General features: G+C 65.3%; 20 protein-coding genes. 10 read left to right on the top strand and 10 right to left on the bottom strand.

The annotated features are described in order from the left end of the window. Nucleotides 1-39: 39 nt before the first annotated feature. The 4 genes from JN279_RS16550 to JN279_RS16565 all read left to right on the top strand — a co-directional run bounded on the left by JN279_RS16550 (nt 40) and on the right by JN279_RS16565 (nt 4,251). The gene (locus JN279_RS16550) at nt 40-759 is read left to right on the top strand and encodes an outer membrane protein (protein ID WP_096448120.1); all 720 of its coding nucleotides are present in this window, start codon (nt 40-42) and stop codon (nt 757-759) included. 148 nt (nt 760-907) lie between these two features. Beyond that, complete coding sequence (locus JN279_RS16555) at nt 908-2,293, top strand: NfeD family protein (RefSeq protein ID WP_096457567.1); 1,386 nt, start codon at nt 908-910, stop codon at nt 2,291-2,293. Then, nucleotides 2,290-3,054: a slipin family protein gene (locus JN279_RS16560; RefSeq protein WP_096448118.1), complete on the top strand. Its 765-nt coding sequence runs from the start codon at nt 2,290-2,292 to the stop codon at nt 3,052-3,054. Before JN279_RS16555 ends, JN279_RS16560 begins: the two co-directional genes overlap by 4 nt. Before the next feature lie 75 nt (nt 3,055-3,129). After that, on the top strand, nt 3,130-4,251 hold the full coding sequence (locus tag JN279_RS16565; RefSeq protein ID WP_096448116.1) for a hypothetical protein: 1,122 nt from the start codon (nt 3,130-3,132) through the stop codon (nt 4,249-4,251). A gap of 34 nt (nt 4,252-4,285) precedes the next feature. Here JN279_RS16565 and JN279_RS16570 read toward each other — a convergent pair whose 3' ends face one another. Then, nucleotides 4,286-5,215 (bottom strand): LysR family transcriptional regulator, encoded by a 930-nt coding sequence (locus JN279_RS16570; protein WP_096448114.1) that lies wholly within the window; start codon nt 5,213-5,215, stop codon nt 4,286-4,288. Nucleotides 5,216-5,311: 96 nt separating this feature from the next. Here JN279_RS16570 and JN279_RS16575 point away from each other — a divergent pair, with 96 nt between their 5' ends. Next, on the top strand, nt 5,312-6,322 hold the full coding sequence (locus JN279_RS16575; RefSeq protein WP_096448112.1) for a zinc-dependent alcohol dehydrogenase family protein: 1,011 nt from the start codon (nt 5,312-5,314) through the stop codon (nt 6,320-6,322). A 188-nt stretch (nt 6,323-6,510) separates the two neighbouring features. Here JN279_RS16575 and JN279_RS16580 read toward each other — a convergent pair whose 3' ends face one another. From JN279_RS16580 to JN279_RS16605, 6 genes are all read right to left on the bottom strand, one after another. Next, a complete protein-coding gene (locus JN279_RS16580) occupies nt 6,511-8,808 on the bottom strand; it encodes a xanthine dehydrogenase family protein molybdopterin-binding subunit (RefSeq protein ID WP_096448108.1) in 2,298 nt (765 codons plus the stop codon). Further along, nucleotides 8,805-9,788, bottom strand: a complete 984-nt coding sequence (locus JN279_RS16585; protein ID WP_202353380.1) for an FAD binding domain-containing protein — start codon at nt 9,786-9,788, stop codon at nt 8,805-8,807. The genes JN279_RS16580 and JN279_RS16585 overlap by 4 nt, the downstream gene beginning before the upstream one ends. Then, the gene (locus JN279_RS16590; RefSeq protein ID WP_096448104.1) at nt 9,785-10,258 is read right to left on the bottom strand and encodes a (2Fe-2S)-binding protein; all 474 of its coding nucleotides are present in this window, start codon (nt 10,256-10,258) and stop codon (nt 9,785-9,787) included. The genes JN279_RS16585 and JN279_RS16590 overlap by 4 nt, the downstream gene beginning before the upstream one ends. 106 nt (nt 10,259-10,364) lie before the next feature. Beyond that, entirely contained in the window at nt 10,365-12,623 is a 2,259-nt protein-coding gene (locus JN279_RS16595) for a xanthine dehydrogenase family protein molybdopterin-binding subunit (RefSeq protein ID WP_202353381.1), read from the bottom strand. Next, nucleotides 12,613-13,671, bottom strand: a complete 1,059-nt coding sequence (locus JN279_RS16600) for an FAD binding domain-containing protein (protein WP_202353382.1) — start codon at nt 13,669-13,671, stop codon at nt 12,613-12,615. Before JN279_RS16600 ends, JN279_RS16595 begins: the two co-directional genes overlap by 11 nt. After that, complete coding sequence (locus tag JN279_RS16605; protein WP_096448098.1) at nt 13,668-14,165, bottom strand: (2Fe-2S)-binding protein; 498 nt, start codon at nt 14,163-14,165, stop codon at nt 13,668-13,670. Before JN279_RS16605 ends, JN279_RS16600 begins: the two co-directional genes overlap by 4 nt. 279 nt (nt 14,166-14,444) lie before the next feature. On the opposite strand from JN279_RS16605, the gene JN279_RS16610 reads away from it, so the two are divergent. The 5 genes from JN279_RS16610 to JN279_RS16630 all read left to right on the top strand — a co-directional run bounded on the left by JN279_RS16610 (nt 14,445) and on the right by JN279_RS16630 (nt 19,864). Continuing rightward, nucleotides 14,445-15,065, top strand: coding sequence for a TetR/AcrR family transcriptional regulator (locus tag JN279_RS16610; RefSeq protein WP_202353383.1), 621 nt, complete (start codon nt 14,445-14,447; stop codon nt 15,063-15,065). A gap of 150 nt (nt 15,066-15,215) precedes the next feature. Next, nucleotides 15,216-15,959, top strand: a complete 744-nt coding sequence (locus JN279_RS16615) for a DeoR/GlpR family DNA-binding transcription regulator (protein WP_202353384.1) — start codon at nt 15,216-15,218, stop codon at nt 15,957-15,959. Between the two features lie 118 nt (nt 15,960-16,077). Further along, complete coding sequence (locus JN279_RS16620; RefSeq protein ID WP_202353385.1) at nt 16,078-17,649, top strand: sugar ABC transporter ATP-binding protein; 1,572 nt, start codon at nt 16,078-16,080, stop codon at nt 17,647-17,649. Beyond that, nucleotides 17,646-18,632, top strand: coding sequence for an ABC transporter permease (locus JN279_RS16625; protein WP_202353386.1), 987 nt, complete (start codon nt 17,646-17,648; stop codon nt 18,630-18,632). The genes JN279_RS16620 and JN279_RS16625 overlap by 4 nt, the downstream gene beginning before the upstream one ends. 80 nt (nt 18,633-18,712) lie before the next feature. Beyond that, nucleotides 18,713-19,864: a substrate-binding domain-containing protein gene (locus tag JN279_RS16630; protein WP_202353387.1), complete on the top strand. Its 1,152-nt coding sequence runs from the start codon at nt 18,713-18,715 to the stop codon at nt 19,862-19,864. An 80-nt stretch (nt 19,865-19,944) separates the two neighbouring features. Here the strand turns inward: JN279_RS16630 and JN279_RS16635 are convergent, their stop codons facing one another. From JN279_RS16635 to JN279_RS16645, 3 genes are all read right to left on the bottom strand, one after another. Continuing rightward, on the bottom strand, nt 19,945-20,217 hold the full coding sequence (locus JN279_RS16635) for a hypothetical protein (protein ID WP_032930995.1): 273 nt from the start codon (nt 20,215-20,217) through the stop codon (nt 19,945-19,947). A 121-nt stretch (nt 20,218-20,338) separates the two neighbouring features. Then, on the bottom strand, nt 20,339-21,343 hold the full coding sequence (locus JN279_RS16640; RefSeq protein WP_202353388.1) for a zinc-dependent alcohol dehydrogenase family protein: 1,005 nt from the start codon (nt 21,341-21,343) through the stop codon (nt 20,339-20,341). Between the two features lie 44 nt (nt 21,344-21,387). Continuing rightward, a complete protein-coding gene (locus JN279_RS16645; RefSeq protein WP_202353389.1) occupies nt 21,388-21,651 on the bottom strand; it encodes a hypothetical protein in 264 nt (87 codons plus the stop codon). Nucleotides 21,652-21,802 lie beyond the last annotated feature (151 nt).

The raw sequence follows: 21,802 nt of genomic DNA on the forward strand, positions 1-21,802 counted from the left end.
GCGCGGGGAAACGCAATATTTCGGAACAGCAGACAAACGATGAAAACCATTCTTCTCGCGACGGCCCTAATCCTTGCACCGATCGGCATGGCTTGCGCGGCGGATACCAATGAAGTTCTGCTGGTTGCCGCCACCTATAACTGGTCCGGCGCCTATATCGGCGCGCAAGCCGGATATGCCTGGGGAAACGCAAGGGTCGGGCAAACCTTCGCGCCGGGCAGCTTCGACGACTACGGCTGGGCTTACAGTCCGTCGGGTGGTCTCGGCGGCCTGTATGCCGGCTTCAACCATCAGTTCGAGAGCGGGCTGGTTCTTGGCGTCGAGGGTGATTACAGCTTCGCCGGCGTGAAAGACACCACGCTCTATCGCGCGCTCGGCGTTGACGACCCTGCCTTTGGCGGCGAGCTCAAGCTGGATTCAGTCGGATCCGTTCGCCTGCGGGCCGGCTACGCGATGGATCGGTGGCTGCCTTTTGTTACCACAGGCCTTGCGGTGGGATCCTACAAGCACGCCACAGTGGATCTTCCCAGCGGTGTTGCCTATGCCGACGCCAGGGGTACGATAGCGGGCTATACGCTGGGCGCCGGTGCGGAATATGCCGTCACCGACAATTGGCTGGTTCGCGGCGAATACCGGTTTGCCGATTTCGGCCGCCACACCTCCGTGCGCCACTCGACTTTCGATGGGGCGCCCTTCAATTCGGATGCCATCGAACTGACGACGCACGATATCCGCATCGGCATCGCCTATAAATTCTGACCGCTGAAGCCGCGAATTTCCCCCTTCAGGGGGACGATTGCGTGCTCGGCCACGTCCGGCAATCGCCGACGTCAATTCCCCCATTGGACTTCGCCCCCATTGGACTTCGCTGGGGCACCACCCATATTGAGTCCATGGAGCTTTGAGCGTGACCTTCGCGCGGGTGGCCCTTCTTGCCGCGGCCTTTGTCGCCGTGGCTGCATTTTCTCCCTTCTCCTCGGCTGGGAGCGAGAGGGTTGCGCTGAGCGTCGCCATCGATGGCGCCATCGGGCCGGCGAGCACCAGGCAGCTCGAGGAAGCGCTCGATGTCGCCGCCAAGCGGAACGCCGAAGTCCTCATCCTGCAACTCGATACGCCCGGCGGGCTGGTCACCTCGATGCGCGAGATGATCGCCGACATCCTGGCCTCGCCGGTGCCCGTCATCGGCTATGTCGCGCCGGCCGGCGGCCATGCGGCGAGTGCCGGCACCTATATCCTCTACGCCACCCATGTCGCGGCGATGGCGCCCGGCACCAATCTGGGTGCTGCGACACCGGTCGAGATCGGCGGGCTGCCGTCGCTCCCGGGCGGCGATAAGGGCGATCAGAAAGACCAGGGCGATCAGAAGAGCCAGGACGGTCGACCGGCAGGCGACGCGATGATGGCCAAGGTGACCAATGACGCGGTCGCCCTGATCCGCTCGCTCGCCGAACTGCGCGGGCGCAATGGCGACTGGGGCGAGAAGGCGGTGCGCGAGGCGGCAAGCCTGTCGGCCAATGCGGCACTGCAGGAGCATGTCATCGACTTCGTCGCCAACGACACCACCGAGCTGTTGCAACTGGCCGATGGGCGCACCGTCGACGTTGCCGGCAAAAAAGTGGTTCTGGCGACCAAGGGGCTGCCGGTCGAGACGCTGGAGCCCGGCTGGTTCATCCGGCTGCTTGCCGTCATCACCGATCCGAACATCGCCATCATCCTGATGCTGGTCGGCGTCTACGCCATCATCTTCGAGTTCACCAGTCCCGGCGCGATCGCGCCCGGCGTCATCGGCACGATCTGCCTCGTGCTTGGGCTCTATGCGCTCAACCTCTTGCCGATCAACTATACCGGCCTTGCGCTGATGCTGCTCGGCATCGCCTTCCTCGTCATCGAGGCCTTCAATCCCACCGTCGTGCTTGGGCTCGGCGGCGTGGCTGCCTTTCTGTTCGGCGCCGCCATGCTGCTGCGGGTAGAGGGGCCGGGCTTTGCCATGTCCTGGGCCGTCATCGGTCCCGCCGCCGCGCTGACGCTTGGGCTGGCGCTCTTGACCGGCACCTATGTCTGGGCGGCGCGCAAGAACCCGCCGCGCGTCGGCGGCGAGGCGATGCGCGGCCTGCCCGTCGAAATCCTCGACTGGCAGGGCGGCGAGGGCCATGTGCTGGCTCTGGGCGAGCGCTGGCGGGCAAAGGCCGACGGGCCGATCGCCGCCGGCGACAGTGCCGAGGTCACCGACATCAGCGACCTCGTGCTCACCGTGCGGCGGCGCGATCCGGGAGAGAATGGAGCAAGACAATGAGCATCGGTTACGTCGCCTATCTGCTGCTTGCACTGGTCGTGGTCGTGTTCCTGTCCGCGGCCGTCCGTATCCTCAGGGAATATCAGCGCGGGGTGGTTTTCACGCTCGGCCGCTTCACCGGGGTCAAGGGTCCCGGCCTCATCATCCTCGTCCCCTTCGTGCAGCAGATGGTGAAGGTCGACCTGCGGGTGGTGGTGCAGGATGTGCCGCCGCAGGACGTGATTTCGCGCGACAACGTCTCGGTGAAGGTCAACGCGGTGCTCTATTTCCGCATCGTCGATGCCGAGCGTGCGATCATCCAGGTCGAGGACTATATGGCCGCCACCAACCAGCTGGCACAGACCACGCTGCGCTCGGTGCTCGGCAAGCACGAACTCGACGAGATGCTGGCCGAGCGCGACAAGCTGAACAGCGACATCCAGGAGATTCTCGACCAACGCACCGATGCCTGGGGCATCAAGGTTTCCAATGTCGAGATCAAGCATGTCGACCTGAACGAAAGCATGATCCGCGCCATCGCCAAGCAGGCCGAGGCCGAGCGGTTGCGGCGCGCCAAGGTGATCAATGCCGATGGCGAGCAGCAGGCGGCGGCGAAACTGGTCGAGGCAGGCCGCATGCTGGCAGCCGAACCGCAGGCCATGCAGCTGCGCTATTTCGAGGCCTTGCACGACATCGCCGGCGAGCGCTCGTCCACTGTGGTGTTCCCGCTGCCGGTGGATCTGCTCAGCCAGTTCATGAAGGGGCAGGGTGGGGCAAAGTAAGAAACCAGTCGCAAAATAGCCGCTGTTGCTGGGAATTGTTCGACTGGCAGCTGCGTGGCAAGCGGGGGAGAACCCATGATGAGATTGTCGATCATGGCCGCTCTCGTTCTTGCAGGTTCCGCGGCGCGGGCAGGCGACATCCCCTATGCGCCCTCCGCCGACGTCCCCGACTATGTCGCGACCATGACGGTGCAACCATCGGGAAATTCGACCGGATCCCATACGAGGATCGTCACACATCATGACGGCTGGGTCCGTGTGGACGAACTGGGGACTGTCATCTACGCAAATCCGGCAAAGCAAATAACAGTCTCATTCAGCAAGGATTCAAACTATTCCTCTGTTTCGATAAACCGTGAGACGTCGACATCCTACGAACGAATTCGCGCAGTAACCAAAACCGGCCAGACCGAGACGCATGCCGGCGAACGATGCGACGTGCGGGAAGTTGTGCGGCGCGATCCAGACAAGCAGGCCCCTCAACTGCAATGGCTGAGTTGCCTGACTGCTGATGGTATCGAGATTGCCACCAGGGTGTCTGTGAACGGCTCGCTGTTTCAATCAACGGCGATTGTCAGACTCGAACGCCGCCCCGTGTCCGCCGAGGAGGTCGAACTGCCTGCCAATTTATTGGACGTTGCCCAATGGCTGCACTTCGATCAGCCACCCCAAGCAGCAACCGCAGTCAAGCGCCCGCCGGATTTTGCCATGCACATGCAATGGCAAGGTGCGGTCAGGGCATTGCGGCGGCACGATCCGTGGACCTACGATGAAATATCGTATCCCGATGGACGGCGAACCCTGAATATCCGCAATGACCAAACGGGGCAGGCACTATCCTTCAGGGCCGCCAAGGGCGGCGCGTTTGAGCGGCTCTCCATATGCGCGGAATGCCGGCCCGGAGATTCGCTGGCTATTCACCTCGGCCGCAATGTCATCCCGGAGAGCATGGGGCGCACGGACAGTGTTCTCGGCGAGGCGTGCGACTGGTTCGACATGGCTCCGGGTACGTTTGACATAAACCTTTCGCAATGTCTGACGCAGGACAAAATCCCGCTAAAAATCGGCAGTGGTGGAGCGTGGGGGCCACGTGAGGAATTTGTCGCCGATGAGGTTCAGCGCCGAGAGCTCAAGCCCGAAGAGATTCTTCCACCCAGCGCTGTCCTGAACCGGTCGAACTGGGATTTTCCAGGATAGGTGGGGAGATTGGCGAAAACCGAATGGCGGCACCTCACCCTCGCCACGGCGGCTCCGGCGAAAATCGCTTGGTGATCCAGTCGGCGAAGGCGCGGGTCTTGGCGGCTTGTCCCTTGGCCGAGGGCACGACGACATAGACCGCGCCTTCGTCGGCCAGGGTCCACTCCTCCAGCACAGGCACCAGCCGTCCGTCGGCGAGCTCGCGGCCGATCAGCCAGTCGGTGCTCATCATCAGGCCGACGCCTTGCACGGCGGCCTGAACCAACACCTCGGCGTCGTCGCTGACCAACGGCCCGGAAACCTCGACGCGCGCGCGCCGGCCCTCGCGGTCGGTCATCTCCCAGACTGGAAAGGTCTGGAAGCCGCTGAAGCCCAGGCAGGAATGTTCGAGCAGCGCCTGCGGTGTCCGCGGCCTGCCTCTTCGGGCAAGATAGGCGGGCGCGGCGCAAAGCAGCCGGTGCCGTGTCGCCACCTTGCGCGCCACCAGGCGCGAATCCTCCAGCGCGCCGAGCCGCACGGCGACGTCGAAATTCTCGGCGACCAGATCGGCGAAACGGTTGGAGAATTCTGCCTCGATGCGGATATCGGGAAATTCGGCAAGGAATTGCGGCAGCAGCGGTCCGATCCACATGCGCCCGAACGTGCCAGGCAGCGCCAGCCTGAGCAGGCCGCGCGGGCCGCCGCCGGCATGCGCCGACGCGGCGGCCTCGGCCTCGTCGACGGAGGCGAGGATGGCGCGCACGCGCACCAGGAATTCGGCGCCCGCCTCGGTCAGCGACACGCTGCGCGTCGTGCGATGGAGCAGCCTGACCCCCAGCCGTTCCTCCAGCGATTGCAGGCGCCGCGACAGGATGGTCGCGTCACGCCCGACACGCGCCGCCGCCCTGGTGAAGGAGCGCGCCTCGGCGATGGCCGCGAAGGCCGCCATTTCGGCAAGGGCCGCAGGCTCGTAAGATTGCTGCATGTTTCGCAGTACTCAAATGCAAAATGGAATGATTATCCAGAAATAGCGCAGCAGATAGGTTCACTCAACCATCAATCGTCCCACCGGAGTGAAACCATGAAAGCCATCGAACTGAGCCAAGCCAGGCTCGACGCCTTCCGCGCCGCCACTGTCGCCACACCCGAACCGCAGCGCGGCGAGGTGCTGATCCGCCAGCGTGCGGCAAGCCTCAATTTTGTCGATGTCGCGGTGGCGAGCGGCAATTATCCCGGACCGAGCTTTCCGCTGATCCCTGTCGCCGACGGCGCCGGCGAGATCGTCGCGCTGGGCGAGGGCGTTACGGGTTTCAGCGCTGGCGATCGTGTCGTCGCCCATGCCAAGCCGCGCTGGATCGGTGGCCGGCCGCGGCCCTACGAGATGACGCAGATGCGCGGCATCTCGCTGCCTGGGTCGCTGGCCGAATATGTCGCGTTGCCGGCCAATTCGATCGTGCCGGTGCCGGCGCATCTCTCCTTCGAGGCGGCGTCGACGCTGCCGATCGCCGGCACCACCGCCTGGAACGCCATCCGCGCCGCCAATGTCGGGCCGGGCTCGGTCGTCGTATTGCTCGGCACCGGCGGCGTCTCGATCTTCACCCTGCAACTGGCGAAGGCCGCCGGCGCCACCGTCATCATCACCTCGTCGTCGGACGAGAAGCTGGAGCGGGCGAAGGCGCTCGGCGCCGATCATCTCATCAACTACCGCGCGACATCAGATTGGGACGGCAAGGTGCTGGAGCTGACCGATGGCCTCGGCGCCGACCTCGTCGTCGAAACCGGCGGCACCGCCACCTTCGCCCGCGCCATCAACGCCACCGCACCCGGCGGCACGCTGTTCACCATCGGCTTCGTCACCGGAGCCGAGGCCACGATCAACCTGCTGCCGATCATCATCAAGGCACTGAAGGTGATCGGCAACAACACCGGGTCGGTGTCCGACCTTCGCGACGCCGCCCGCGCCATCGGCGCTGCCGGGATCGCGCCGGTCGTCGACAAGGTGTTTTCACCCGATGATGCGGCCGAAGCCTACGCCCACATGGCCGCGGGCGGCCTGCATTTCGGCAAGCTGGTGTTCGGGTTGGAGTGGTGAGGTTTGCGCCTGGCCGCCCCCTCTGCCCTGCCGGCCATCTCCCCCTCAAGGGGGGAGATCATTCGCTTCATCGTCTTCGCCAATGATCAAGGCTGTAGAGCTGGCGGAGCGCCAAAGCTGCCAATCTCCCCCCTTGAGGGGGAGATGCCCGGCAGGGCAGAGGGGTGCGCCTCGCACCACGCCTCTGTCTAAATCAACTTCTCCAAGGTAATCGGCAGGTCCCTGATCCTCTTTCCCGTCGCATGGAATACCGCGTTGGCGATCGCCGGCGCGACGCCGACGATGGCGAGCTCCCCGACGCCCTTGCCGCCGAGCACCGAGGAGTGCAGGTCGGGGATACCGACGGAGATTACCTCGATGTCGGGGATGTCGGCATTGGTCGGCACGAGGTAGTCGGCAAGGTTGTTGTTGACGATGCGGCCGTGGCGGCGGTCCATGATGCCTTCCTCCAGCAGTGCCTGGCCGATGCCCATGATGATGCCGCCCTTCCACTGGCTTTCGGCGAGCTTCGGGTTGTAGAGCCGGCCCGAATCCAGCGCCGACACCACGCGCGACACGCGCACCGTGCCGAAATCCTCGTCGACGCGCACCTCGATGAAATGCGCGCACCAGGAGTGGCGGGAATAGTCGCCCTCGGTGTGCGGCAACGCCATGGCGATGGTGGTGTAGTTCTTGTAGCGGTCGTCGGCCGTCGAATTGGCCGGCATGGTGTCGCCGGTCGCCTCGATATGGTCGCGGCCGACGCTCTTGAGCAGTTCGGCGATCGAGATATCGGGGCCGTCGCCGCGCGGTGAGCCGATGCGGCCATTGGCGACGACCAGCGTGTTGGCCTGCAGCGCATGGAATGGCGAGCGCGGATCGCTGATCGCTAGCCCCACCAGCTGGTCGAGCGCCGAGGTCGCGGCCTTGTAGACGGCACCGGTCATCACGCCCGCCAGACGCGAGCCGCCGGTGACGCCGGCGCGGGGGAAGCGGGAGTCGCCGAGCTTCACCACCACGTCGTCGGCCGGCACGCCGACCGTCTCGGCGGCGGTCTGCGCCAGGATGGTGTAGGTGCCCTGGCCCATGTCGATTGAGGAGCTTTCGACCTCGACCGAACCGTTTGCCAGGATGCGCACGACAGCCTCGCCATAGGCGCGCCGCACCGGATAGGTGCCGGCGGCAACGCCCCAGCCGATCAGCTGATTGCCGTCGCGCATCGAGCGCGGCTTTGGCGAGCGCCTGGCCCAGCCGAAGCGCTCGGCGCCTGCGGCAAAAGCCTCGCGCAACTGCCTGGTCGACCAGGCTTTTTTGGCGTGCGGGTCCTGCTCGGCATAGTTCCGCAGCCGGATCTCCAGCGGATCGATGCCGACCTCATAGGCAAGCTCGTCGATGGCGCTTTCGATGCCGAAGGCCGAGGGGTTTTCGCCCGGCGCGCGCATGGCGCCCGGCACCACCGAATTCACCCGCACGACATTCTGCTTGGAGGAGAAATTCGGCGTTGCGTACATGATCGAGGTGACCGAGCCCAGCGGCTCGACCCACATGCCGTCGATGGAGGTTTCATTGACGCCGCGATGCACGATCGACTGGATCACGCCGTCATGGTCGGCGCCGATCGTCACCGTCTGCCGGGTCGCCGCGCGGCCGCCATAGCCGGTAAAGGTCTGCGGCCGCGTCATTACCAGCTTCACCGGCCGGCCCAGCATTTTGGCGGCACTTGCGGCCACCGCGCCATGGCTGAGCGCCAGCGCCTTGGAGCCGAAGCCGCCGCCAATGTAGGGCGAGACCAGCCGCACATTCTCGAACGGCACTTCGAACCATTCGGCATAGGTGCGGGCCATGCCGTCGAGCCACTGGCTCGGCTCCCACACGGTGAGATGATCGCCTTCCCAGCGGGCGATCAGGCCGTGCGGCTCCATAGGCGCCTGGTATTCGCGCGGCGTGTTGTAGGCGGCGCATATCCGCACCGGCGCGGCGGCGAAAGCGGCGGGCGCATTGCCCCATTCCTTGGTCATGGCGTCGATCGGAATGCCGTCGCCGGCCTTGCCGTCGCTGAGGTCGACGATCGCCGGCGTCTCGTCATAGCTGATCTCGACCAGGGCCGCCGCGGCGACCGCCTGCTCGAAGGTTTCGGCGACAACTGCCGCGACGTGTTGGCCGGAGAAGGTGATGTCGCGCGCCAGTGGGCAATAAGGCTTGTCGGGCGGCGGCGTGCCGAACCAGTCGGATGCGGTCCTGAGGCTGATGATGGTGTCCGGTGTCAGCACTTGCAGCACGCCCGGCGCTGCCTCTGCCTGTGCGATGTCGATCGCGCGCACCTTACCTGAGGCAATCGTGCTTTCGACCAGCACGGCGTAGGCGAGGCCTTCGAGCTGCTGCTCGACGGCGTATTTGGCGGCACCGGTGATCTTGGCCGGGCCGTCGACGCGCGACAGCCGGCCGCCGACGGCTTCCGCCAGTACGCCATCCGAAGCATCGCCATGTCTGATGTTGTGAACGGTCATGCCGTCTCTCCCAATTTGAGGATGGCCCTGGCGACGACGCGCGGCGCGAGCTCGATCTTGTAGTGGTTGGCGCCATGGTCGACGGCGCCTTCGACGGCGAGCAGGCTGGCGGCACGGACGGCTTCCGGCTCCAGCACCTTGCCTTTCAAAGCGGCTTCGACGGCCCGCGCCCGCCATGGTTTCGCGGCAACGCCGCCAAGCGCCACGCGCAGGTCGCGGATGGTGCGCCCATCGGCCTCGAATTCGATGCCGACCGCGGCACTCGCGGCGGCGAATTCATAGGATTGCCGGTCGCGGATCTTCAGATAGGTCGAGCGGCGGGCGGCGGCGGATGAGGGGATTTCGATGGCGGTGATCATCTCGCCCGGCTCGATCGCATGCTCCCTGTCCGGCGTGGTGCCGGGCAGCAGGAAGAAGTCGTCCACCAGAAGCCTACGCTCACCGAGATGGACTGTTGCGTCGAAGGCGACCAGCGCAGTGGCGAGGTCGCCGGGATACATGGCGATGCAGGCCTCGCTGGTGCCAAGCACCGCATGTCCCCTGGTGACGCCGCCGATCGCCGAACAGCCGCTGCCTGGCGTGCGCTTGTTGCAGGCGGAAAAATTCGCGGGATCGCGGAAATAGGGGCAGCGCGTGCGCTGCATCAGATTGCCGCCGATGGTCGCCATGTTGCGGATCTGCGCCGAGGCGGCCTGCCACAGCGCTTCGGAGATGGCGGGGAAGTGGCTTTTGATGTCGGCGTGGTCGGCGACATGGCCCATTTTGGCGAGCGCGCCGATGGTGGCGCCGCGCTCGTTCACCTCGATCCGGTCGAGGCCTTTGAGATGGGTGATGTCGACCAGCGTGTCGGGTTCGGCGACGCCGCACTTGGCGAGGTCGATCAGCGTGGTGCCGCCGGCAATCAGCATGGCGCCGGGCAGGGCCGCCGCCTGGCGTGCGGTCTCAGCCGACGTGGCGCGAAGATAGGAAAAATCCCTCATGATGCGACCTCCAGGGCTGCCTGGCGCACAGCAGCGACGATGTGCGGATAGGCGCCGCAGCGGCAGAGATTGCCGGCCATGTATTCGCGGATTTCCTCGTCGGAGCCGGCATGGCCCTCGCGGATGCAGGCCACCGCCGACATGATCTGGCCCGGGGTGCAATAACCGCACTGGAAGGCGTCCTGCTCGAGGAAGGCAGCCTGCACGGGATGCAGTTCGCCCTCCCGTGCAAGCCCCTCAATGGTGGTGATGGCGCGGCCCTCGGCTTGCGCCGCCAGCGTCAGGCAAGCCAGCACGCGCTCGCCGTCGATATGGACGGTGCAGGCACCGCACTGGCCGTGGTCGCAGCCCTTCTTGGTGCCGGTCAGGCCGAGCCGCTCGCGCAAGGCGTCGAGCAGCGTGACACGAGGTTCGAGTTCCAGGTGATGATGTGTGCCGTTAATGTCGAGATGTACGGGGATTTTCGTCATGGGGCGTCGGGCTCCAGTTGCTTGACGCTGGTGGGATTATTTCATGTTGGACAGGTGGAGGCCCACCTGTCCGTCCGGCGCTTTCGCTCCGGGCGTTCGCCCCTTTTCAGGCCAGCAGATCCTCGATGCGAATCGGAAAGCGGCGGGGCCGCACGCCGGTTGCATGCCAGACCGCGTTGGCAACCGCGCCAGCCGTACCGGTGACGCCGATTTCGCCGACGCCCTTGATGCCGAGCGCATTGACGTAAGGGTCGTCCTCATGGACCAAGATCGCCTCGACCGACGGCACGTCGGCATTCACCGGGACATGGTATTCGGCGAGGTTGGCATTCTGGATCCGGCCCGAGCGCCGGTCGGTGACGGCTTCCTCGTGCAGCGCGAAGGAGACGCCCCAGATCATGCCGCCATAATACTGGCTGCGCACAAGCCTGGGATTGATGACCCGCCCTGCGGCGAAGGCGCCGACCAGCCTTGTGACGCGGATCTGGCCGAAATCGGGATCGACCTTGACCTCGGCGAAGACGGCACCATGCGCGTGCTTGGCATAGGTCTCCTGGGACGCCGGGTCTGGAGCGCCCTTGCCGTGGCCTTCGATCTCCGTCAGGCCGGCGCGTGTGAGGATCTCGGCGTAGCTTTCGCTGCGATTTTCGTTGTCGCGGCGATACAGCCGGCCGCCGCGCGCCACAACGCCCTCATTACCGGCGCCGAACAGCGGCGAGGCCTCGTTGCCGGTGGCGAGATCGGCGAGCCTGGCGATGACGGCGGCACCCGCATTGTGGATCGCCATGCCGGCCGTCGCCGTATGGCCGGAGCCGCCGGCAATGCCCGCATTGGGCAGGTCGGAGCTGCCGGCCCTGAAATCGACCTGGTCGATGTCGAGCCCCAGCCCGTCGGCGGCGATCTGGGCGAAGGCGGTCCAGGCGCCTTGCCCCATATCCTGCGCGCCGGTCTCCATCAGGCCGCTGCCATCGGCCTTCAGCACCGCACGCGCTTCGGCCTGGAACATCAGGGCCGGGAAGGTCGCGGTGCCCATGCCCCAGCCGGTGAGGAAACCGTCGGCGTCGCGCATCAGTCGCGGCTGCATCGGGCGGCTCGCCCAGCCGAACGTCTCGGCCGCCTGTCTGTAGCATTCGCGCAGTGCCTTGGAGGAAAACGGCTTGCCGGTCATCGGCTCGACCTCGGCATAGTTCCGCAGCCGGAATTCCAGCGGGTCCATGCCGCAGGCGTGCGCCGCCTCATCGATGGCGCTTTCGAGCGCGATCGAGCCGGTGGCTTCGCCGGGCGCGCGCATGAACAGCGGCGTCCCGGTGTCGAGCCGCACCGCCTCGTGCGAGGTGGTGATGGCAGGGCTGGCATAGAGCGTGTGCGAGGCGTCCGCCGCCGGTTCGAAGAAATCGTCGAAGGTGCTCGACGTGGTCTTGGCGTGATGGTCGATGGCCGTCAGCCGCCCCTCGCCATCCATGCCCATGCGCAGGGTCTGGAGCGTCGGCGCGCGGTGGCCGACCGGCCCGTACATCTGCTCGCGCCGCAGCACCAGCTTAACGGGACGGCCAACGAGACGCGCCGCCAGGATGCCCAGCACCTGCGGCCCGGAAATCATGCCTTTCGAACCGAAGCCGCCGCCGAGGAAGGGGCTGCGGATGTGGATGTTTTGCGGCGCGATGCCAAACAGGCCGGCGATGCGGCCCTGCGCCAGGGCCAGGCCCTGGCTCGGCGTGTCGATCGACAGCCGGTCGCCATCCCAGGAGGCGACGATCGCGTGCGGCTCCATGGCGTTGTGGTACTGGGCCGGCGTCTCGTAGGTGGCCTCGATCCGCGTCTTCGCCGATTTGAGGCCGGCCTCGACATCGCCCTTGTGCTGGACGGCCGGATTGCCGACGCCGACCCCACGCGGCACGAAGCTTTCGCCACCGTCTAGACCGACGCGCGCCGGCAGCGCTTCATAGCGCGGCGAGAGCAGCGCCGCCCCCTCGGTCGCCGCCTCCAGCGTTTCGGCGATCACCACGGCGATGCTCTGGTTGGGGTAGCGGACCTGGTCGTTCTGCAGCAGGTCGAGCCGGAACATGAAGGGATGGTCCTTGGCATCCGGGTCGGCGGCGAGCGCGGGCCGGTTCTTGGGCGTCATCACCTCGACCACGCCCTTGTGCGCCTTGGCTGCCTCGACATCCAGCGAGGCAACGCGGCCGCGCGCGATGCTGGAGACAGCGAGCACGGCGTAGAGCATGCCGGGCGGATGGTTGTCGGCCGCGTAGCGCGCGGCTCCGGTGACTTTCAGGAAGCCGTCGCGGCGGGTCAGTGGCTGGCCGATGCTGGAGCCCTGCCTGATATGGGCGGGTTGCTGGTTGAGGCTGAGTTCAAGCGTCATGGTGCGCTCCGGGACTGTTTGAGAACGGGGAGGCAGGAAGGGCCGGCAGCCGCTCGGGCGTTCCCGCCAAGGCAGATTTCAGCGCTCTCACCACGATGCGGCGGGCAAGCTCGATCTTGAACGCATTGTCGCCGGAGGGGCTGGCATCGGCCAAGGCGGCGTCCGCCGCACTGGCGAAGGTCGCCGCGTTGGCATCGGCGCCAAGCAGGACGGCTTCCGCCGAGCGCGCCCGCCACGGCTTGGCCGCGACGCCGCCGAGCGCCAGCCTCGCGGCGCGGATCTTGCCGCCATCGACGACAAGGGCCGCGGCGGCCGAAACGACGGCGAAAGCATAGGAGGTGCGCTCGCGGACTTTCAGGTAACGGGCATTGGCCGCGAAGGAGGCGGCCTCGGCCGGCAGGCGCACCGCCACGATCAGGTCGCCCGGCTCCAGCGCATTCTCCCGCTGCGGCGTTTCGCCGGGAAGCCGGTGGAATTCAGCCAGCGTGACGTGGCGCCGGCCCTTCTTGCCCTCGATCTCGACGACGGCGTCGAGTGCCACCAGCGGCACGCAGAAGTCCGACGGATGGGTGGCGATGCAGGCATCGCTCCAGCCGAGCACCGCATGCAGGCGGTTCTCGCCGCCCAGTGCATCGCAGCCGGCGCCGGATACACGCTTGTTGCAGGCGCTGGCGGTGTCGTAGAAATAGCTGCAGCGCGTGCGCTGCAGGAGATTGCCGCCGACCGTGGCGGCGTTGCGAAGCTGCGCCGAGGCTCCCGACAGCAACGCTTCGGCCACCGCCGGATAGGCTTTTGCGAACGCCGCGTCGTGGGCGAGATCGGCATTGCGGACCAGCGCACCGATGCGCAGGCCGCCATCGTCCAGCCGCTCGATGCGGTTGAGTTCCGGCAGCCGCGAGATGTCGACGACGCGCTCGGGGCTGGTGATGCCGCCCTTCATCAGGTCGAGCAGATTGGTGCCGCCGGCCAGGTAGGCCGAACCCGGCTCGGCCGCCGCCGCGATGGCGTCGGGAATGGTGGCGGGTCTGATATAGTCGAAGTCTCTCATGCCGCGGCCCTCCGGTCGGCTGTGGCAAGTTTTTCCTGGGCTTCCAGGACGGCCTCGACGATGCCGCCATAGGCCGCGCAGCGGCATATGTTGCCGCTCAGCCCCTCGCGGATGCGTTCGGGATCGTCGCCGGCCTGTCCCTCGGCGATCAGGCCGAGCGTGCTCATGATCTGGCCGGGCGTGCAGAAGCCGCACTGGAAGCCGTCATGGGCGATGAAGGCGGCCTGCACCGGATGCAGCTCTTCACCATGGGCCACGCCTTCGATGGTCAAGACATCGGCGCCGTCATGGCTGACCGCCAGCGCCAGGCAGGAGTTGATGCGCTTGCCGTCGACCAGCACCGTGCAGGCGCCGCACTGGCCGCGGTCGCAGCCTTTCTTGGTGCCGGTGAGGTCAAGCCGCTCACGCAAGAGGTCGAGCAGGGTTACGCGCGGGTCGACCTCCAGCGCGTGTCGGTGTCCGTTGATGGTGAGGGTGATGGGAAGGCTGGTCATGGGCGTCTGGCTCCAGTTTGCTTGACGCGGATGGGAAGTGAACTGGTGCCTTGCCGGAGAAGGGCAAGGTAACCTTAAGGTCAGGTGTGGGCGGAGGTGGAGATGACAGCGGATGTCCCGGGAAACAGGCGGGCAGGGGAGATGTCGGCTTGCAGGTTCGAAAGACGTGACATACCGCTTCCCCTTCTTATATGATAAAGGCACTCCACTAAAGCGGAGGCGCCTCCGTTTGTTAGGTGGGAGCTGGCCCGGCCGGGTTCAAGCCCCCATATTTGGTCCGTGGAGAAAAAATTGGCAGACGCCGACATCGCCGCAGAGAAGGCCGCAGTGGAAAAACCGCTGCGCGCCGACGCTCAGCGCAACCGCGACCGGCTGGTCGAGGTGGCGGCGTCGGTCTTTGCCGAGCGCGGCATCGATGCCTCGCTGGAGGAGATCGCGCGCCGCGCCGGCGTCGGCATCGGCACGCTCTACCGGCATTTCCCGACGCGCGAGCATCTGGTCGAGGTGGTCTACCGCCGCGAGGTGGAGGCGCTGTGTGCTGCTGCCGGCGAGCTCGCGGCGAAACATCCTTCCGACATCGCGCTGGAAGAATGGATGCGGCGCTTCGTCGATTACATCGCCACCAAGCGCGGCCTGGCGACCAGCCTGCGCATCCTGCTCACCACCAATTCGACGCTGTTTTCCGACACGTCGGGCCGCGTCTCGCAGGCCCTGCGGCAACTGGTCGAGGCGGCGGTGGCTGACGGCACCATCCGCGGCGATGTCGACGCCTCGGACGTGCTGCACGCTCTCTCGGGCATCTATTCGGCGCCCGACACGCCGGAGTGGCGCGACCGCTCGCGGCGCTTGGTCAAGCTGTTGATGGACGGGCTGCGGTTTGGCGCGGCAGCCAAGGCCTGACGGTTTCCGCGACCAGTCCCAGCCAAGCAAAACCCCGTAAACAGGCGCGTCCGTTAGCCATGGCAAGGCGAACCCCGCACGTCGCGCTTGCATCTGAATGAAAGCGGTTGTTAAAATCCTCACATTTCAGGGGATGCACAGGCCCAACGCATGACTGCTCGCAAAGCGCAACGGACGGCCCGGCTGATCGATCTGCTGTCGCAGCGACGGGTTATCCATCTCAGCGAAGCGGCGGCGCTGCTTGGCGTCTCGGAGATGACGGTGCGGCGCGACATCGCCACCAACCAGGGGCAGATAGCCTATCTCGGCGGGCACATATTGGCGGCGGCCGAGATCGAGGCCGATGTTCCCTACGAACTGGCGACCGCGGCCGACAGCCATGCGGCGGCGAAGCGCGAAGCCTGCGCGCATGCGGTGCGCAAGATACGGCCCGACGAGACGATCTTCATCGACTGCGGCACGACGCTGATCCATCTGATCGATCTCGTTCCCGACAATTATCAAATAACGGCAATATGTTATGCCATGAACGTCGCGGAGCGCCTGAGCCGTAAGCCTAACGTCACGATCATCATGCTGGGTGGCGTCTATCATCCGGCGTCGGCGTCTTTTTCGGGCACGCATGATTTCGACATTTTGAACAGCGTCGGCATCAACGCCGCCTTCCTGTCCGCCGCCGGCGTCGATGCCAAGCGCGGCGCCACCTGCGAGCATTTCCACGAGGCGGTGGTGAAACAGAAGGTGATGAGCCTGGCGCGCGAAAATTATCTGGTCATCGACTCCAGCAAGATCGGCAAGCTCAAGCGCGCCTTTTTCTCAGCCATGGACGGCTTCGACGCCATCATTACCGAACATGGCGAGGTCGGGCCGGATTCATTCCGGCCGCCAGCCTGACTCCGTTTGACATTTCCCCAAGGTGATGGAAAAGTCACAAAAAAAGTAAGAGAAGTCTCAAAAGAGGCTCCGGACAGTCTGGGTAGGGGACGCGTCAAAGGGAGGAAGTGCGGGCGTCATGATCGAACAGGGTTCGATTGCGCTGATTTCCGAGGCCCCCTTGCTGCGTGTCGAGGGCGTCAGGAAGCGGTTCGGCGGCGTCAATGCGCTGCGCGGTGTCAGTCTCGAAATCCTGTCCGGTGAAGTGCACGCGCTCCTTGGTGAAAACGGCGCGGGCAAATCGACGCTGATTAAGATCCTGAGCGGCGTGCATGTGCATGATGGCGGCTCGATCGAAATCGACGGCAAGCCTGTCTCGTTTTCCTCGCCCGCCCAGTCGCGCGACGCCGGCGTGGCGGTGGTCTATCAGGATCTGAGCCTGGTCGAGTCGCTCTCGGTCGCCGACAATCTCCTTTTGGGACGAGAGCCGAAGACGCCGCTTGGCTTCTTGAAGAAACGCCAACTGGTGGCGCAGGCCGAAGCCTTCCTCAAATCGCAGAACATCCCGCTCGATGCCCGCGCCATGGTCGGCTCGCTGCCCTTCGCCTATCGCCAGATGACCGAGATCGCCAAGGCGCTGATGGGCGATGTGCGCCTGCTCATCCTGGACGAGCCGACCTCGGCGCTGACCGACGATGAGGAAAAAATCCTGTTCGAGGCCATCCGGGCGGTCGCGGCGCGCGGCGTCGGGGTGATCTATGTCACCCACCGCCTCAATGAGGTCTTCCGCATCTCGAACCGGGTCACCGTGTTCCGCGACGGGCAGAACGCCGGCACCTTCGTCACGGCGCAAACCAATATGCGGCAATTGGTCGGCGCGATCGTCGGGCCGGATCATGCTGTGCTGAAGACGGGCAGCACGGCATCACGGCAAAGCGTGCTGTCATCCGTCGGGTCATCCGAAAGGCCCGTGCTCGAATTGAAAGGCGTCAGCAATGACCGGCTCGATGGGGCCAGTCTCGAATTGCGCGCCGGCGAGATCCATGGCCTTGCCGGTCTGATCGGCAGCGGCCGCACCGAAATCCTGCAGACCATCTTCGGCCTGCGACCCGTCCAGTCGGGTGAGGCCAGGCTGGACGGTGTGTCGCTGAAGGGCACAGATCCGGCGGCGGCGATACAACTGGGCATCGCGCTGGTGCCGGAGGACCGGCACGTCCAAGGCCTGGTTCTCGAACATTCGATCGAGCGCAATCTGACCCTGCCGCGCCTGCCGTATTTCTCGCGCCTTGGCTGGCTGCAGCGCCGTCCGGCGAGCGAACACGCCGATGCGGCGATGCGCCGGCTTTCCGTCAAGGCGCCAGGCGCGTCGACCCTGGTGAAGAACCTGTCCGGCGGCAACCAGCAGAAGGTGGTGTTCGGCAAATGGAACGAGCCGCGGCCGCGCGTGCTGTTGCTCGACGAGCCGACGGTCGGTGTCGATGTCGGCGCGCGCGAGGAGATCTACGGCGTCATTCGTGCCGCGGCGGCCGGCGGCAGCGGTGTGCTGCTGGTGTCTTCGGATCTCTCCGAACTGCTGCAGCTCTGTGATCGCATCTCGATCGTCGTCGATGGCCGCATCACCAGGACGATTGCGCGGCCGGACTTCGGCAGCGCCGAGGATCTCCATCACCTCATTCAACTTTCGCAGCCATCGGAAGAGCACGCGGCATGACCGAAACCCAAAGCCCGGCAAAAGCCGCCGCCAACCAACCGAGCGGTCGCTCGGCGCTGCGGCATCTGCTGCAGGGCGAGCGTCCCTACATGCTCTATGTCGCCTTCGCTATCATGCTGATCGTCTTCAGCCTGGCATCGCCCTGGTTCCTGTCGATCGACAATTTTCTCAACATCGGCCGCCAGACGACGCTGGTGTCGATCATTGCGGTCGGCATGACGTTCGTCATCATCTCCAGGCAGATCGACCTGTCGGTCGCCTCGACGCTGGCGCTTTCGGGCATGAGCGCGTCGCTGGCCATGGCTTTTGTCGCCAACAACTGGGTCGTCGGTGCTGTGGCGGGGCTGGGCACGGGCGCGCTGATCGGGCTGATCAACGGTCTCTTGACCACGCGCCTCGAAATCCCGTCCTTCCTGGTGACATTGGGCACGTTGAGTGGCGCGCGCGGCCTGGCGCTGATGGTCACCAACACCAAGCCGGTCATCATCACCAACGAGCATTATTTCGCGATCTTCGGTGAGGGCTCGGTGCTCGGCATCCCGGCGCCGATCCTGTGGACGCTCGGCGTCACCATCGCCGGCATATTGCTGCTGCACTACAGTGTCTATGGACGGCGGGTTTACGCCGCCGGCGGCAACCCGACGGCGGCGCTTTATTCCGGCGTCCATATCAAGCAGGTCACGACGCTCGCCTTCGTGCTGACCGGCACGCTCGCCGGTCTGGCATCGCTGATCTTGTCGGCGCGCTCGCACGCGGCGCGGCCCGATGTCGTGCAAGGCATGGAACTCGACGTCATCGCCTCGGTCATCCTCGGCGGCTGCAGCCTGTTCGGCGGCCGCGGCTTCGTGCTCGGCACGCTGCTCGGCAGCCTGATCATCGGCACGCTCAACAACGGGCTGGTGCTGCTCGGCGTCAGCTCGTCGCTGCAACTTGTCATCAAGGGAGCAATCATCGTCGCCGCGGTCGCGTTCACGAGGAGGTAAGGCGCGCATCTCGCGGATATCAGCAGAAGACAGCCGGCTCCAAACGGCAAAACAAACGTCAGAGATCAACGGAGGAAGTCATGAAACAATCGGCACGAATCCTATTCGGCACATTCAGCCTCGCCGCCAGCGCCTTCGCGCTGTCGACGTCGCTCAGTCTCGCGCAAACGCCCGACACCTGCGTTACCGGCGTCGACATGGCGACGCTTGGCCCCAAGGGCATTGTCGGCCAGGGCCCGCATGGCGAAAAGGCGGCTTCGCCCGACGAGCTGAAACTGACCGACGACGAAGCCGCCAAGGTCAAGGCCGGCAAGTTCAAGGTCGGCATCTCCATGCAGACGGTCAACCTCGACTGGTCGCAGCTGCAGGTGGCGGGCATCAGCGAAACGCTGGCCAAATATGGCGTCACCGTCACCGGCGTGGCGTCGGCCGAATATCAAGTCGACAAGCAGATCGCCGATATCGAGAACACCATCCAGCAGCATCCCGACGGCATCATTTCCATCCCCGTCGATTTCACCGCGACGGCGCCGACCTACAAGAAAGTGGGCGAGGCCGGCATCAAGCTGGTGTTCATGGACAGCATTCCGGTTGGCCTCTCGTCGCCAAAGGATTTTGCCTCGATGATCTCGGCCGACAGCCAGGGCAATGGTCAGATCGCGGCAACGATCCTGGCGTCCTGCATGCCCAAGGGTGGCACGATCGGGCTGGTGAATTTCGGCGTCGACTATTTCAGCACCAATGAGCGGACCAAGGGGGTCAGCGAGTGGATGAAGGCGAACCGGCCCGACATCGTCTTGAAGCAGGTCGACTTCACCGATCCATCGAAAGTCTCGCAGATCGCCGGCGACTTCCTCACCGGCAATCCCGATGTGAAAGGCCTGTTCGCGGTCTGGGACCAGCCGGCGCTCGACACGCTATCCTCGATGCGTGCGCAAGGCATCGACATTCCGATCACCACGGTCGATCTCGGCCTGCAGTCGGCGATCGAGATCGCCAAGGGCGGGCCACTCAAGGCAACCGGCTCGCAGCGCCCCTATGATCAGGGCGTCGCCGAGGCGATGGCCATGATGAAGGCGCTGATCGGGCAACCCACGCCCGCTTGGGTCGGCGTGCAGTCGCTGCCGGTGGTGCAGTCCAACGTGCTGGAATCCTACAAGACCGTCTTCCACAAGGATCCGCCGGCCGAACTGGTCGACGCCTGCAGCAGCGCCAAGCCGAAGTGTAATTGATGTAGGGGAGATGGGCGCGGGGGAAACCCGCGCGCATGTCTGGCTGACGCTAAAGACGTGCACCCCTGCTGGCGGCGCGGCTACGCCTTCGCCTCGACCAGGATCACCAGCGATTCCGGCACCACGCCATCATGCGCCATCGCGTCGGCGGCTGCCTTGCTCTGCATCAGTGCGGCCATCTTATCCATGTCCGGAACGTCCATCATCACGGCCACCCGCTTCGGGTTTTGCGGATCGACGAAGGTGCGGATATTGGTGATCCCCAGCGAGCCGAAAAGCTCCTTTCGCTTGGGTGAGCTCAACCAGTGCTTGCTGTCTTTCGTGATGTTGTGATGACCGATGACGGTTGGCATGGCATCCTCCCCAAGGTGACGCCGGCGGCCGATATCGGCCGCCTGTTGCTGCGATCCACCTTTACGAGCCAGTGAGCGCCGTTTCCGGCAGGCTGTCAATTAGCTGTTGCTGATGGACATCCTAAAGCTCGAGGCAGACTTTGCCAAAATGCTTCTGGGCTGCGTAGTGCGTGAAGGCGGCGGCGATGTCGCGCAGGGGGAAACGGCGGTCGATGACAGGCTTTATGCCGTTGATCTCGATCGCACGGATCATGTCCTCTTGATCCGCCCGACTGCCGATCGAAATACCGCTGATGCGGATCTGGTTCGAGAATACGGCCGGGATCGAGACATCGGCGGCAAAGCCGGTCAAAACGCCGATCAGGGCGATGTGACCGCCTGTGCGGCAGGCGGCTATCGACTGCGCCAGCGTGGCAGGGCCGCCGACCTCGATCACGTGGTCGACGCCTCGTCCGCAGGTCAACTCCCTGGCCTTGTGGCCCCAGTCTGGCACCGCCTTGTAGTTGATGACGGCGTCGGCGCCGAGGCGGCTCAGCCGCTCCAGCTTTTCCTCGTCGGAGGAGGTGGCGATGACCCTGGCGCCGGCGGCCTTGGCGAATTGCAGCGCAAACATCGACACGCTGCCGGTGCCGAGAACCAGCACCGTGTCGCCTGGCTTCACCTTGCCGCACACGACCAAGCCTCGCCAGGCAGTGACGCCGGTGCAGGTCAGCGTCGCGGCTTCGGCATGCGTGTAGCCCGCCGGAGCTTTCGTGAAGGCCTGCGCGGGCATGCAGACATATTCGCTGGCGAAGCCGTCGAAGCTTTCTCCTGGAATGTCGCGCCTGGTGGCGGGTGTCATGTCGCCGTCCTGCCACCAGGGGTAGAAGGTGCTGACGACGCTGTCGCCGGGCTTGAGCGCATCGACGCCGCTGCCGACGGCGATCACTTCGCCCGCGCCGTCGGACAGCGGCACGCGGCCATCGGCCAGCGGTGTCTTGCCTTGCACCGCGAAATCGTCGCGCATGTTCAACGAGCAGGCGCGGATCCTCACCATCACTTCTCCGGGTCCCAGCTGTGGCGGATCTTCCTCAACCAGGTCGAGCCTGTCCAAGCCACCCGGCGCTCTCAGCCTGACGAGCTTCATTGCCTGTCTCCGAATAAGGGGATGTTTGATGCGGCGGGGCGGCTCTATCGGATATGACGGCCTGAAATCACCCGCAGCCAGGGTGCCAGGTGGAAGGCGCTCATCAGGAGATACATGGCGGCCATGCCAGTCAGCGGCGAGGCACCCATGCACAGCATGGCCGCATCACTGCCCTGCATGCAGGAGAGCAGGGCCATCACGGCGAAGGTCGGTGCCGCGGCGAGGCACAGCCAGTCGGCGATGCCAAGGGTGGCAGCTTCGGTGCTTTCGGGGACGGTGCCGCCGGCGCTCGTGTGGATGTCGCTCATGGTCTTTTTCCTTGATGGTTGTGACCCCGTCAGGATCCGGTTCCTCGCCCCCGCCAAAGGCGGGGGAGAGGTGTCCGCGAAGCGGACGGAGAGGGGGCCTTCGTAGGGCGCAGCCCCCTCTCCGTCTCGGCTTCGCCGAGCCACCGTCCCG

The sequence above is a fragment of the Mesorhizobium sp. 113-1-2 genome, assembly GCF_016756475.1.
Lineage (GTDB): Bacteria > Pseudomonadota > Alphaproteobacteria > Rhizobiales > Rhizobiaceae > Mesorhizobium > Mesorhizobium loti_C.